At 75.8% G+C, this 13,262-nt stretch carries 11 protein-coding genes; 5 read left to right on the top strand and 6 right to left on the bottom strand.

What is annotated here, in order from left to right; genetic code table 11:
* The first annotated feature begins 120 nt into the window (after positions 1-120).
* Together ABRQ22_RS00155 and ABRQ22_RS00150 are read left to right on the top strand one after the other, a co-directional pair.
* A complete protein-coding gene (locus ABRQ22_RS00155; RefSeq protein WP_353708151.1) occupies positions 121-1,344 on the top strand; it encodes a glycoside hydrolase family 3 N-terminal domain-containing protein in 1,224 nt (407 codons plus the stop codon).
* Positions 1,345-1,367: 23 nt separating this feature from the next.
* Positions 1,368-2,420: a LacI family DNA-binding transcriptional regulator gene (locus tag ABRQ22_RS00150; protein ID WP_353708150.1), complete on the top strand. Its 1,053-nt coding sequence runs from the start codon at positions 1,368-1,370 to the stop codon at positions 2,418-2,420.
* A gap of 90 nt (positions 2,421-2,510) precedes the next feature.
* On the opposite strand, the gene ABRQ22_RS00145 is transcribed toward ABRQ22_RS00150, so the two are convergent.
* The 4 genes from ABRQ22_RS00145 to ABRQ22_RS00130 all read right to left on the bottom strand — a co-directional run bounded on the left by ABRQ22_RS00145 (position 2,511) and on the right by ABRQ22_RS00130 (position 6,970).
* A complete protein-coding gene (locus ABRQ22_RS00145; RefSeq protein ID WP_353708149.1) occupies positions 2,511-2,789 on the bottom strand; it encodes a hypothetical protein in 279 nt (92 codons plus the stop codon).
* A 25-nt stretch (positions 2,790-2,814) separates the two neighbouring features.
* Positions 2,815-4,107 carry an inorganic phosphate transporter gene (locus tag ABRQ22_RS00140; protein WP_353708148.1) on the bottom strand — a complete coding sequence of 431 codons (1,293 nt, stop codon included), beginning with the start codon at positions 4,105-4,107 and terminating at the stop codon, positions 2,815-2,817.
* 212 nt (positions 4,108-4,319) lie between these two features.
* Positions 4,320-6,053, bottom strand: coding sequence for a hypothetical protein (locus ABRQ22_RS00135; RefSeq protein WP_353708147.1), 1,734 nt, complete (start codon positions 6,051-6,053; stop codon positions 4,320-4,322).
* A 14-nt stretch (positions 6,054-6,067) separates the two neighbouring features.
* Positions 6,068-6,970, bottom strand: a complete 903-nt coding sequence (locus ABRQ22_RS00130) for an NUDIX domain-containing protein (RefSeq protein ID WP_353708146.1) — start codon at positions 6,968-6,970, stop codon at positions 6,068-6,070.
* Between the two features lie 97 nt (positions 6,971-7,067).
* Between ABRQ22_RS00130 and ABRQ22_RS00125 the strand changes: the two genes are divergently transcribed.
* The 3 genes from ABRQ22_RS00125 (at position 7,068) to ABRQ22_RS00115 (ending at position 9,860) form a co-directional block, all read left to right on the top strand.
* Complete coding sequence (locus tag ABRQ22_RS00125; protein ID WP_253054557.1) at positions 7,068-8,144, top strand: SPFH domain-containing protein; 1,077 nt, start codon at positions 7,068-7,070, stop codon at positions 8,142-8,144.
* A gap of 2 nt (positions 8,145-8,146) precedes the next feature.
* Positions 8,147-9,064 carry a hypothetical protein gene (locus ABRQ22_RS00120; RefSeq protein WP_353708145.1) on the top strand — a complete coding sequence of 306 codons (918 nt, stop codon included), beginning with the start codon at positions 8,147-8,149 and terminating at the stop codon, positions 9,062-9,064.
* Positions 9,065-9,215: 151 nt separating this feature from the next.
* Entirely contained in the window at positions 9,216-9,860 is a 645-nt protein-coding gene (locus ABRQ22_RS00115) for a zinc ribbon domain-containing protein (protein WP_253054561.1), read from the top strand.
* A gap of 46 nt (positions 9,861-9,906) precedes the next feature.
* Here the strand turns inward: ABRQ22_RS00115 and ABRQ22_RS00110 are convergent, their stop codons facing one another.
* Positions 9,907-10,926 carry a hypothetical protein gene (locus ABRQ22_RS00110; RefSeq protein ID WP_353708144.1) on the bottom strand — a complete coding sequence of 340 codons (1,020 nt, stop codon included), beginning with the start codon at positions 10,924-10,926 and terminating at the stop codon, positions 9,907-9,909.
* Positions 10,890-13,256 (bottom strand): S9 family peptidase, encoded by a 2,367-nt coding sequence (locus ABRQ22_RS00105; protein WP_353708143.1) that lies wholly within the window; start codon positions 13,254-13,256, stop codon positions 10,890-10,892. The genes ABRQ22_RS00110 and ABRQ22_RS00105 overlap by 37 nt, the downstream gene beginning before the upstream one ends.
* Positions 13,257-13,262: the final 6 nt, after the last annotated feature.

Here is a 13,262-nt window from a genome sequence, read left to right as displayed (position 1 = left end):
CTGCGGCACGCGTGTCCCGACGCACCGTTGCCCCGGGACGCGGCACCCCGTGCGGGCATCATGTCGCGCCGCACCAGGTTCCGCCCGTCGAACGCGGTCGGGCTACGGTGGCCGCTGGAGGTGCCGCCCTTGACCCCCCGTGCCCGGACCACCTGGATCGTCGTCGCCGTCGTCGCCACGCTCGCCGCCGTCTCGGCGGTCGCGTGGTACCTCACCCGCCCAGGCCCCGCCCCGGTCCCGTCACCGTCGGGCGCGCCGAGCGCCTCGCCCGAGCCGTCGCCGTCGGCCACTCCCCCGACGCCGTCCACCCCGCCCGAGGACCCGCTGGCCGGGTGGACGCTCGAGCAGAAGGTCGGGCAGCTCTTCATGGTCGGCGTCGACGTGAGCGATCCGCAGCAGGTGAGCTACGACGCGGTGTCGCAGCTCCACGTCGGCAACGTGTTCCTCGCCGGGCGGTCGCAGGCGGGCACCGGTCCGACGGCCGACCTCGTCGCCGGCTTCACGGCGCTCGTCTCGCCGGAGACGACGAACGGCACCCCGCTGTTCGTCGCGACGGACCAGGAGGGCGGCTACGTGCAGGTGCTGCGCGGACCCGGGTTCTCGCAGATCCCTACGGCCACGGACCAGGCGACGCTCGACCCCGCGACGCTGCAGGCGGACGCGACGACGTGGGGCGGCGAGCTCGCGGCGGCCGGCGTGAACCTCAACCTCGCGCCGGTGATGGACCTCGTGCCCGAGGGCACGGCTGCGCAGAACCCGCCGATCGGGTACTTCCAGCGGAACTACGGGTTCACGCCGGACGCGGTGACGGCCCACGCGAACGCCTTCAGCGCCGGCATGGAGGCGTCCGGGGTGGACGTGACGATCAAGCACTTCCCGGGGCTGGGCCGCGTCACCGAGAACACCGACACCGACGCGGGCGTCACGGACGACGTGACGACCCGCGACGACCCGTCCGTCGCCGTCTTCGCCTCGGGGATCGAGGCGGGCGCCGCGTTCGTCATGACGTCCACCGCCGTCTACACGCAGATCGACGGCTCGTTGCCCGCGGCGTTCTCGCCCGTCGTCGTCGACGGGATGCTCCGCGGCGACCTCGGGTTCGACGGCGTCGTCATCACCGACGACGTGTCCGCGGCCCAGCAGGTGCAGGCGTGGTCGCCCGCCGAGCGCGCCGTCCTGACGATCGACGCGGGCGGCGACATGGTGCTCGCGTCCGCCGACCCGAGCGTCGTGCAGCCCATGGTCGCGGCCGTCGTCGAGCGCGCGACGACCGACGCGGCGTTCGCCGCGAAGGTCGACGCAGCGGTGCTCCGCGTGCTCGCCGCGAAGGAGCGTCTGCGCTGAGCCCGAGCGGTATAACTGACGCCATGGCTGCCCGTCGCCCCTCGCCCCGCCCGACGCTCGAGGCCGTCGCGGCCGTCGCCGGCGTCTCCCGCGCCACCGTGTCCCGCGTCATCAACGGGGTGCCGACGGTCGACCCGGCGATCGTCGAGGTCGTCGAGAAGGCGATCGACGAGACGGGCTACGTCCCCAACCTCGCGGCGCGCACCCTCGTGACGCGACGCACCGGGTCGGTCGCGCTCGTCGTCTCCGAGCCGACGGAGCGGCGGCACACCAGCCCCTTCCTGGAGCGCCTGTTCACCGACCCCTACATCGGCCGGGTCACCGCCGGCGCGCAGCAGGTGCTCCGGCCGCGCGACATCCATCTCGCGATCCTGCCCGCCGACCCGCCCGCGCACGACCAGGTCGTGCGCTATGTGCGCCAGGGCCACGTCGACGGCGTCCTGCTCATCACGTCGAGCTCCGGCGACCCGCTGCCCGCGCGGTTCGCCGCGCTGTCCGTGCCGGTCGTGCTCTCGACGCACCTCGACGGGGCCGACGAGTCGGCCGGCGTGAGCTGGGTCGACCTCGACCAGGCCGCGGGCGGCCGCCTCGCGGCCGAGCACCTGGTGGCCCGCGGCCGGACGCGCCTGGCGACCGTCGCCGGGCCCGCCGACGTCCCCTTCGCGCGCGCCCGGCTGGAGGGCTTCCTCGACGCGGTGCGGGCCGCCGGTCTCCCCGAGCCGTTCGTCGTCGAGGGCGACTTCACGCGCGCGGGCGGCGAGGCGGCCGCGCGCGAGCTCCTCGCCGCACGCCCCGACGTCGACGGCGTGTTCGGCGCGAGCGACCTCATGGCCGACGGCGCGTCCACGGTCCTGCAGGAGGCCGGCCGGCGCGTCCCGGAGGACGTCGCGGTCGTCGGGTTCGACGACTCCACGGTCGCGCACCAGGCGCACCCCCCGCTCACGACGGTGCGTCAGCCCGTCGAGGAGATGGCGGCCGAGATGGCGCGCCTCCTGCTCGCGGCGATCGACGCCCCGGAGACCGAGCCTCGCTCGGTCCTGTTCGACCCGACCCTCGTGGTGCGCGACTCCGCCTGACCCCGCCTCGCGCTGAGTGCATGAAATAGTCGCGGTCGAATCGATCCGACCGCGACGATTTCATGCACTCAGCGGGGCTGGGAGTCCGGGTCAGTGGCCGCCGCTCGCGATGAAGGCGATGCCCGCCGCGATCGCGACGACGACGACGGCGAAGCACACGAGCGCGCCCACCCGGCGACCGCGGGTGGCGCGCTCGACGCGCACGGTCCGGCCGTCGGACGTGAAGCGGCCGTCGGGGGTGCCGACCTCCACGGGCACGGCCCGGCCGGCGGCGAGCCGGACCCCGAGCGCGAAGAGGGCGGGCAGGCCCGCGCCGACGACGAGGCCGGCGACGACGACCTTGAGCAGCGAGTCGATCTCGACGAACACGGTTCTCTCCTCCGGGCTGCCGGGGTCAGACGCTCGCGCGCTGGCGCGCGGCGGTCGGGGTCACGGTGGGTGCGCCCGCAGCGGGCGCGGCGGCCTGCGGCTCGGCGTCGGCGAACGGGTCGGCCGCGTCGAGGCGGCGCTCCAGCGCGGCCTCGCGCGCCTCGACGACCTCGGCCTCGAGCCCGGCGTCCACCGCGCCCTCCTCCCAGGCGTCGTTGACGTTGTTGTGGTCCACGGGCTTGCGGCGCGACGCGACCCAGATGGCGACGGACGTCGCGACGAGGATCGCGAACACGACGACCGTCCCCGCTGCGCCGCCGATCCCGTGCTGGATGCCGTAGCAGGCCGCGCCGACGAGGCCGGCGGCCGGCAGCGTCAGGCCCCACGCGGCGAGCATGCGGCCCGCGACGCCCCAGCGGACCGTGGCGCCCGGCATCCCGACGCCCGAGCCGAGGATCGAGCCGGTCGCGACGTGCGTCGTCGAGAGCGAGTACCCGAACAGCCCGGACATGAGGATCACCGCCGCGGACGACGTCTCGGCGGCCATGCCCTGACGCGTGTCGATCTCGACGAGGCCCTTGCCGAGCGTGCGGATGATGCGCCAGCCGCCCAGGTACGTGCCGAGCGCCATGAAGGACGCACAGGCGAGGATCACCCAGAACGGCACGCCCGAGTCCGCCGGGACGGCGCCCGCCGCGATGAGCGCGAGCAGGATGATGCCCATCGACTTCTGCGCGTCGTTGGTGCCGTGCGCGAGCGAGACGAGCGACGCCGAGCCGACCTGGCCCCAGCGGAACGCCCGGGTCGAGACGTCCTCGGGGACGTCGCGCGTGAGGCGCGCGACGGCCCAGGTCCCGACGCTCGCGACGCCGACCGCGACGAGCGGGGCGAGCAGCGCGGGGATGAGCACCTTGGCGGCGACACCGCTCCAGATGACGCCCTGCGTCCCCACGGCCGCGAGCACCGAGCCGACGACGCCGCCGATCAGCGCGTGCGACGAGCTCGACGGGATGCCGAGCAACCAGGTCAGCAGGTTCCAGGTGATGCCGCCCACGAGCCCCGCGAGGACGACCTCGAGGGTGATGACGTCGGCGTCGACCAGACCCTTCGCGATGGTCGCCGCGACCGCCAGGGAGAGGAACGCTCCGACCATGTTGAGGACGGCGGAGAGGGCGACGGCGGTCTTGGGCTTGAGGGCCTTGGTGGCGATGGAGGTGGCCATCGCGTTGCCCGTGTCGTGGAAGCCGTTGGTGAAGTCGAAGGCCAGTGCGGTCACGACGACGAGCACCAGCAGGAGCGTCTCGGTCACGTCGTCCATGGTGGGGTCATCCCCGGAGCGCGCTCGACCATCCTGTGGATTCTTCCGCCACTGTTCACCGACAGTTCATCCGGCGTTCGAAGCCGGTGTTCGAACGCCGGACGGGGCCTGGCCGGGCAGGGCCGGACGGCCCGCGGGAACGGGCGGCCCGGCCCTGGTGAGGACGACCCGCGGGGTGCCGCACAGGGCGACGCACGGCGACGGCCGGGACGTCAGGCGACGGTCGGCGCGCCCAGGTCGGCGAGGGCGTCGTCGAGGTCGTCGACGACGGTCGCGACCGCCTCGCGCTGCGTCCGGGCGCGCTCCGCCTCCGCCGCGACGGCGGTGCGCGCCTCGGCCAGCTCGGCGTCGAACCGCTCGGCGCTCGCCTGCGCGGCGGCACGCTGGTCCCGCGCGCGCTGCTCGCCCGAGAACCACTGCCACGCCGCGACCACGGCCGCGACGACGGTCACCGCGTACCAGGCCGGCGCGACCACGATCCCGAGCACGAGCGTCACCACCGCGAGCGCCCCGACCCCGCCGACGACGCCCCACGACACCCCGTCGACGGGGCGCGCGAGGAGCTCCGCCCGCGCCGTCGCGGCGGGCGACGCCCCGTCGTCGGCCGGCGTGACGGTGACGGTCCGGCCCGCGAGGCGCAGCACGCGCGACGGCGCCGGGGACGCCGCGAGCTCGGAGGCCCGCGCGTGGCTCGCGACGCGCAGGTCGTCGACGAGCAGCGGTGCCGCGATCGCCACGAGCCCCGGGTCGGTGCCGCGCGCGTCGTCCACCAGCAGGTCGACGAGCGTCCCCGCGGACGCGTCCCACTCCGGGCCGTCGTCCTCGGGCGCGCGGCCCACGCGGTCGGCCAGGAGCTCCGCCCGCTCGAGGAGGCCGCGCTCCACGGGCGCGCCCTCGTTCACGAGCGACCCGACGACCCGCAGCAGCGCCGCGCCGGGGGCGGGTGCGCCGCTCGGCGCCGCAGTCGTGCCGGAGGTGGTGCCCGACGGCGCCCCGAGCGCGAGCGGCCCGGGCGCCGGCGACGGCAGCGCGACCTCCCCCGCCACGACGGCCCGCGACCACGCGGTCCAGGACCGCAGCAGCGGCAGGGCGTCGGGCGCCGCGGTGCGGCGACGCGTCCCGGACCCGTCGGCCGCGGCGGCTTCGGGCGATCCCCAGTCGTCCGCGCTCCCGGGGAGCGCGGGCGCGGCCTCGAGGAGCCGGGCGCGCCAGCGGGCGTGCGCGTCGTCGTCGAGCAGGGCCACGCGGTCGGCGAGCGCCGCGCGGACGACCGCGACGCCGTCGTCCCCGAGGTGCCCCGCGGCCGCCGCGCACCACAGCGCCCGCTCGGAGACCGACACGAGGACCTCGTCCGGCCGCTCGCCGGGGCGCTCCGGTGCCGCCTCCGGCTCCCCGTCGGCGCTGCCCCAGCCGCCCTCGGGGAGGACGGGGGCGTCGAGCACCGAGGGCGTCCACTCGCGCGCGAGGTCGGACCGGCCCACGAGCGCGCACACCGCGACGAGGTAGGTCGCGGCCCGACGGCGGTCGCGCAGGAGCGCCTCCTGCGCCGCCTCGGGGTCGAGCCGACCCGCGGGCAGCTCGGCGACGGCGAGCGCCGCGGGGACGAGCCAGTAGCCGGGAACGTCGGCGAGGTCGGGCGACCGGCGCAGGTGCGACACGTCGCCCTCGCCCGCCACGACGGCACGCGTCAGGGCGCGCGCCGCGTCCCGGGCGCGTCGGGCGGGCGTGAACAGCGCGAGCTCCTCGCGCACCTCGCCGAGCTCGATGAGCGCGTTGACGAGGCGCGTGAGCACCTCGACCCGACTGGACAGGTCGCCCTCCAGCGAGCGCAGCCGCCGGTTGAGCGACGCCTCGCGCGACCGCGCCATCGCGGCCTGCGCGGCGAGCTCGTCCGAGAGGGCCTGCATGTTGCCCTGGTCGCTGCGCCAGTAGCTGTACGTCGACATGCGCGCGAGCGTACTCAGCCGTGCGCCGCTGTCGAGGGGGAGTTCTCCCCCGTGTGCCCCGCCGCTGAGCGCCGCGGACGCATGAGCGGCGGATCGAGGACGGCGGGCACGCTGGCGGGCGCGAGGTCCGGGTCCGCTGCCGAACCCGGGGTCGCTCCCCACGCGGGGCCGGTCGTGGGGAGGGACCCCGGGTTCGGCGCGGCGCGGTAGAGGGTCGCAGGGCGGCCGGTGCCGCCTGAGGTCGTGCGGCCGGTGTCCTGGAGGAAGCCCGGGGTGGTCGTGGCCTTGCGCGAGAAGTTGCGCGGGTCGAGCCGCACGCCCCAGACCGCCTCGTAGACGCGCCGCAGGTCGGCGACCGTGAACTCGGGCGGGCAGAACGCCGTCGCGAGGGCCGAGTACTCGAGCTTGGCGCGGGCCCGCTCGACGCCGTCGGCGAGGATCCGCGCGTGGTCGAACGCGAGCCCGGTGCCCGACGGCGCCCGGTCGCCCGACGCCGTCGACCCGGCCGGGGCCTGCGCGAGCAGGGGCGCGACGGGGTGCCAGGCCGCTCCCCCGGCGTCGGACCCGGCGTGCACGACGCCGAACTCGGGGGCGAGCAGGAGGTAGGCGACGGAGAGGACCGGCCCGCGCGGGTCGCGGTGGAGCGGCCCGTAGGTGCGGAGCTGCTCCAGGTGGCCGGGCGGGCGGACGCCGGTCTCCTCCGCGAGCTCGCGCCGGGCCGCCCCGGCGAGCCCCTCCTCCGGCAGCACGAACCCGCCCGGGAGCGCGAGCGCGCCGCGGAACGGCTCGATGCCGCGCTCGACGAGCAGCACGTGCAGGGCGTCGTCGCGGACCGTGAGCGCGACGACGTCGACCGTGACGGGCAGCAGCGCGGCGGTCGGCGGGACGCCGGGGGTCGGGCTGACGGACGGGGTCATGCGGTCATCGTCGCACATTAGCGTCAGGTTGACGAGAACGATCGGAGAGGTCTAGCGTCCTTATCGTCAGAACGACGAGAAAGAGATGGAGACGACCATGGCGACTATCCGCACCTACCCGTGGACCCGGCACTTCCTCGGCAGCCCCACCGGGCACGTCGTGCACCTGCGCCGCGGGCGCGTCGCGCACGAGGGCGTGGGTCAGGCGTTCTGGTTCCGGCCGACGACGTCGGTCCTCTCGGAGGTCCCCGTCGACGACCAGGAGCTGCCCGTCTTCTTCCACGCCGTGACCGCCGACCACCAGGACGTCACCGTCCAGGCCGGGGTCACCTACCGGTTCACCGACCCCGTGACCGTCTCGCAGCGCCTCGACTTCGCCGTCGACCCGGGCAGCGGCGAGACGAGCACCGCGGGCCGGGACCAGGTGACCAGCATCGTCGGCCGGCTCGCGCAGAGCCGCGCCGCCGACGCGCTCGCGGCGATGCCCCTCGCCGACGCCCTCACGGCCGGCGTGCCGCGCGTGCGCGACGTCCTCACCGACGCGCTGACCACCGACCCGCGCCTCACCGCGACCGGGATCGTGGTCATCGGCGTCCAGGTGCTCGCCGTCCGCCCCGAGAAGGACGTCGAGCGCGCGCTCCAGACGCCGGCGCGCGAGCGCGTGCAGGCCGAGGCCGACCGCGCGACGTACGAGCGCCGGGCCCTCGCCGTCGAGCGCGAGCGTGCGATCGCCGAGAACGAGCTCGCGAGTACGATCGAGCTCGCGACCCGCCGCGAGCGCCTCGTCGCCCAGGAGGGCGCGAACGCGCGGCGCGAGGCGGAGGAGAAGGCCGCCGCCGCGCTGGTCGACGCCCGCGCGACCGCCGAGCGCGCTCGGCTCGCGACCGACGCGCAGGCCGAGCAGGTGCGCGTCGTCGGCGCGGCCGAGGCCGCCGCCGAGCAGGCCCGCATGGACGTCTGGGCGAGCGCAGGCCCGGGCACGCTCCTCGCCCTCGCGGTCCGCGAGGCGGCCGGCGCGCTCCCCGACGTCCAGAACCTCACCGTCACGCCCGACCTCCTGACGGGTGTGCTGGGCTCGCTGCTGGGCGGCGCGCTCGGTGGGCCCGACGGCGGACCGGACGGCGGGCGGTCGGGGACGGCCGCGGGCGCCGGGACCACGGGGAAGGCGGCCTGACGGTGCTGCGGCGACGCGCCGTCGTCGTGCACCGGCGCACGGAGCTCGACGACCTGCTGGACCGGCACGGGACCCGTGGTCAGGCGGAGTTCTTCCTCCGCTCGCGCGGTCGGTCGCTCGCCGAGGTCCAGGCGCGGCACGACGCGCTCGCGGCGGCGCGCGACGCCGTCGTGACCGCCCTCCCGGCGGGCTGGGCGCGTGCGGACGTCGAGCGCGCCGACCTGTCGCGGTTCCTCCTCGCGCCGGAGGACGTCGTGGTCGTCGTGGGGCAGGACGGTCTCGTCGCGAACGTCGCGAAGTACCTGCGCGGGCAGCCCGTGCTGGGCGTGGATCCCGAGCCCGGGGTGAACCCCGGGGTGCTCGTGCGGCACTCGGTGGGGGCCGCCTCGGCCCTCCTCCGCGGTCTCGGTGACGACGCCCCCGCGGGCGCGCCCGACCCCACGGCGGTCCTGCCCGTCGACGCGCTCACCATGGTCCGTGCCGACCTCGACGACGGGCAACACCTCACCGCGCTCAACGAGGTGTTCGTCGGGCACCCGAGCCACCAGAGCGCGCGCTACACGCTGCGGTGCGCGGCGGGCGAGGAGCGGCAGTCGTCGTCGGGCGTGCTCGTCGCGACCGGCACCGGCGCGACGGGCTGGTGGGCGTCGCTCGCGCACGACCGGGGCGGCCGCCCTGCGCTGGGTCGCACCGAGCACCGGCTCGGCTGGTTCGTGCGCGAGGCGTGGCCCTCGCCGGCGACGGGCGTCACGCTCACGGAGGGCGTCGTAGAGGACGGCGCGGACGTCGCGCTCACCGTCGCGTCGGACCGGCTCGTCGTGTTCGGCGACGGTGTGGAGGACGACCGGCTCGTCGCCTCCTGGGGCCAGACCGTGACCGTCCGCACCGCCGACTCGCCCCTGCGGCTCGTCCGCCCCTGACCGCCGGGTGCCCGATTTCACCCGGGTGATCCGTCCGGGCGACGAGGGTCCGTGGGTAGCATCGCTGCGGTCATGGGATCCCCATGACGCACCCCTCCCGCGGGCCTGGCCTGCGGGGACGCCGCCCCCCGAGCCTGCCGAGGTCCCTGCCATGAGCGCGCCCATCGCCTTCACCGACAACGTCCGCGACCTGTCGAACGCGGGCGGCTACCAGTTCGAGTTCCGGTGCGAGCGATGCGGCAACGGGTACCGGTCCGCGTACCAGGCGGACCTCGTCGCCAAGGGCAGCAGTCTCGTCCAGGCGGCGGGCCGGTTCTTCGGCGGCAAGGTGGCCGACCTGTCGTACGCGGCGGGTTCGTGGGCCGCCGACCGGCAGACCAACTCGTCCGCGAAGGACAAGGCGCTCGACGCCGCCGTCGGCGAGGTGCGCGACGCCTTCCGCCAGTGCCACGGCTGCGGCGACTGGATGTGCCACGAGGTCTGCTGGAACGACGCCGTCGGGCAGTGCGTGCGCTGCTCGCCCCAGCAGGCGGAGGAGCTCGCCCAGCTCCAGGCCGAGGCGCGCCGCTACCAGCTCCAGGAGCAGCTCCGGACGACCGACCTAGTCGGCGGCGCGGACCTGCGGACGCCGGTCGTCACGCAGTGCCCGTCGTGCTCGGCCAAGGTCGGAGGCGGCAAGTTCTGCCCCGAGTGCGGCGAGCGCCTCGCGCAGGTCGCCGCGTGCCGCGAGTGCGGCACGCAGAACGCCGCGGGCGCGCGGTTCTGCGCCGAGTGCGGCAGCCCGCAGGCCGTCTGACCGCGGGCCGCGTCCACGCACGCCACCCGGACGCCGGGCGGCGGCCTCAGAGGTCCGGAGGCGTCCCGCCCGACCGGCCCCGACGCGCCGCCTGACGAGCCTCCCGCGCCTCGCGGGCCTCACGGTCCCGGCGCGCGCGGAGCACGGCCTCGCGCCGCTCGCCGATCTCGTCGCTCGTCAGGCTCGTCAGGTGGTCCTCCGCACCGCGCGCCGCCGCCCGCTCCGCCTCGACGCGGGCCCGGTGCTCGGCCGACTGCGGGCGCGTGCGCACGACGCGCGGGTCGATCCGGTACTCGTCGCCGTGCCGCTCGAGTCGGCGCCGCGCCGCCAGGCGTGCGCGCTCGCGATGGAACCGCCACGTCCAGGCCCGGCGGAGCGCGACGACGGACCAGAGCGCGAACGGGACCGCGGCCACGACGAGCCCGACCCGCCAGCCGGACGGCAGCGCCGTCGACGCCCCGGTGCTCGCGAGCACCCAGGCGATCCCTGCGGGGACCGCGGGCCAGAACTCGCGGAAGTCGAGGTTCCAGCCGCAGGCGTAGAAGCGCATGAGGGTGTCCGTGAGCCGCGTGCGCCGCTGCGGCTGGAGCGACATCGCGACCGGACCCGGCACGGGCGGGCCGAGCGTCGTGCCGGGCGCGACGTGGCTCGTGAACGAGAGCCGGTCGCCGCGGTACGCGGGCCGCAGCGCGCGCCCGGCGTACACGAAGGACAACGCGGCGAGCGGCCAGATCGCGCACGACAGGTACCACGCGACCGGCCCCGCGAGCACCACGACGATCGGCGCGACCACGGCGAGCCGGCCCAGCACGGCGCCGGGCGAGGCCACGAGCTCGGCCCACGGCTCCTGGTCCGCGGGTGGCTCGAACAGCCCGTACGCCGCGACCGCGAGGTACAGGCCCAGGACGAACAGCCCGATCGTCGTCCACACGAGCCCGATCGCGAGGTAGCCGACCGGGCGCAGCAGCAGCGCCGCCGTCCCCGGGGGCGTCGCGTCGCGCGCGGCCCGCGGGTCGGGCGTCGAGCCCGTCACCGCCCCGCGAGCCCGAGCACGTCGAGCACCCACGCGTCCTCGTACGCGACCTCGCGCCAGCCCTCGTACCGGCCCGAGACGCCGCCGTGCCCGGCGTGCATCTCGATCTTCAGCAGCGCGGGCGCACCGGCGGCGCGCAGGCGCGCGACCCACTTGGCCGGCTCGACGTAGAGCACGCGCGTGTCGTGGAACGACGTCACGGCGAGGATCCGCGGGTAGTGGGCCGCGTCGTCGGGCACGTTCTCGTACGGCGTGTAGGTGCGCATGTACCGGTAGACCTCGGGGTCGTGCAGGGGGTCGCCCCACTCGTCCCACTCGACGACGGTCAGCGGCAGGGACGGGTCGAGGATCGACGTGAGCGCGTCGACGAACGGGACCTGCGCGAGCACGCCCGCGAACAGCTCGGGCGCGAGGTTGGTCACCGCGCCCATGAGCAGCCCGCCCGCGGAGCCGCCCTGCGCCACGAGGCGCTCGGGGCTCGTCCAGCCCGCGTCGACCAGGTGGCGCGCGACCGCGACGAAGTCGGTGAACGTGTTCCGCTTGGCGAGCGTCTTGCCGTCGTCGTACCAGCGGCGCCCCATCTCGCCGCCGCCGCGCACGTGCGCGACCGCGAACACGACGCCGCGGTCCAGCAGCGACAGGCGCGAGATCGAGAACCCCGGGTCGATGCTGATCTCGTACGACCCGTACCCGTAGAGCAGGAGCGGCGCGGGCTCCGCGCCCGTGCCCGTCGCGTCGAGCCCGACGGCGTCGCGCCGCCACACGAGCGAGACCGGCACCTGCGTCCCGTCCTCGGCCGTGGCCCACTCGCGGCGCTGCACGTAGTCCGCGGCGTCGTACCCGCCGAGCACGGGCTGCTGCTTGAGCAGCGTGAGCTCGTCGGTCTCGACGCGCAGGTCGTACACGGTCGACGGCGTGACGAAGCTCGCGTAGGACAGGCGCACGTTCGGCTGGTCCCACTCGGGGTTGCCCGCGAGCGCGGCGGTGTACAGCGGCTCGTCGAACGCGACCTCGCGCACGTGCCAGTGGTCGCCCGAGGGTGCCGGGGTGTCGCCCGTGCGGATCGGGGTCGGCAGGCCCGCCGGGCGCGGCGGCTCGGCCGACGCGAGGTCGATCACCCCGACCCGCGAGAGCGCGTCGCGCCGGTAGGAGACGACGAGGTGCGAGGCGAAGGCGTCGACCCCCTCCAGCCGGGTCTCGGGGTCGTGCGGCACGACGACGGTCGCCTCGCCCGGCCCTCCCGGGGACGTGCCGCCGTCGGGCACGCCGGTCACGACGAGCTCGAAGTTCTCCGCGCCGTCGTTGTGCAGCACGAGCAGCACGTCCCGCCGCTCCCCCGCCGAACCCGACGTCGCTGTCGTTCTCCCGGCCTCTCCGGCACTTTCCTCGTGCTCGACCGCGGGGAACCACGTGCTCGGCAGGACCGCGTGCTCGACGGTGTACTCGACGCCCTCGCGGCGCGGCCACACGACGCGCGGCTCGGCGGTCGGGTCGGCGGCGTCGATCAGCCAGGTCTCCGACGTGATCTTCGAGCCGACGTCGATCTGCACGAACCGCTGCGAGCGCGAGACGCCCACGCCGACCCAGTAGCGCTCATCGGGCTCCTCGAAGACGACGACGTCCTGCGTCGCCGGGGTGCCCACCTCGTGGCGCCACACGCGCCAGGGCCGCCACGCGTCGTCCACCGTCGGGTAGAAGACGAACCGCCCGTCCGGGGAGAAGACGGCGCCCGGGAACGTGCCGGGGACCTCGTCCACGAGGTCCGTACCCGTGTCGAGGTCGCGGATGCGCAGCGTGTACCGCTCGTCGCCGACGACGTCGACCGCGTACGCGAGCCGCGTGCCGTCGACCGACACGTCGAACGACCCGAGCGAGAAGAAGTCGTGCCCCTCGGCCTCGACGTTGTCGTCGAGCAGCACCTGCTCGCCCGGCACGGGAACGCCCGGCTCCAGCACGGGCGGCACCCAGGACGACGGCGCGTCGCTGCCGAGGCTCGCGTCGATCGGCGCGCGCGCCCGGATCGGGTACTGCGAGCCCTCCACCGTGCGCGCGTAGTACCAGTGCGCGCCCTGCCGCACGGGCACGGACAGGTCCGTCTCGAGCGTGCGCGCCTTGATCTCCTCGAAGATCCGCTCGCGCAGCGGCTCGAGGTGCGCGAGCCGCGCCTCGGTGTACGCGTTCTCGGCCTCCAGGTGGGCGACGACCTCGGGCGACTCCTTGTCCCGCATCCACTCGTAGTCGTCCTCCACGGTCTCCCCGTGGTGCGTGCGCGGCGCCGGGCGGCGGGGCGCGACGGGCGCTGCCGGCTCCTCCCGCTCCGCGGGGGTCGGCGGCGTGGCGGTCTGCGTGAGGTCGTCAGGCATCTGGCC

The organism is Cellulosimicrobium sp. ES-005, assembly GCF_040448685.1.
Classification (GTDB): Bacteria; Actinomycetota; Actinomycetes; order Actinomycetales; family Cellulomonadaceae; genus Cellulosimicrobium; species Cellulosimicrobium cellulans_G.
Note: the sequence above shows the minus strand (reverse complement) of the source record. Positions and strands in the feature narration are given on the sequence as shown.

Coding starts and splice junctions, on each gene's coding strand:
- ABRQ22_RS00150 (WP_353708150.1), top strand. CDS start 1,368: ATGGCTGCCCGTCGCCCCTCGCCCCGCCCGACGCTCGAGGCCGTCGCG.
- ABRQ22_RS00140 (WP_353708148.1), bottom strand. CDS start 4,107: ATGGACGACGTGACCGAGACGCTCCTGCTGGTGCTCGTCGTCGTGACC.
- ABRQ22_RS00135 (WP_353708147.1), bottom strand. CDS start 6,053: ATGTCGACGTACAGCTACTGGCGCAGCGACCAGGGCAACATGCAGGCC.
- ABRQ22_RS00130 (WP_353708146.1), bottom strand. CDS start 6,970: ATGACCCCGTCCGTCAGCCCGACCCCCGGCGTCCCGCCGACCGCCGCG.
- ABRQ22_RS00125 (WP_253054557.1), top strand. CDS start 7,068: ATGGCGACTATCCGCACCTACCCGTGGACCCGGCACTTCCTCGGCAGC.
- ABRQ22_RS00115 (WP_253054561.1), top strand. CDS start 9,216: ATGAGCGCGCCCATCGCCTTCACCGACAACGTCCGCGACCTGTCGAAC.
- ABRQ22_RS00105 (WP_353708143.1), bottom strand. CDS start 13,256: ATGCCTGACGACCTCACGCAGACCGCCACGCCGCCGACCCCCGCGGAG.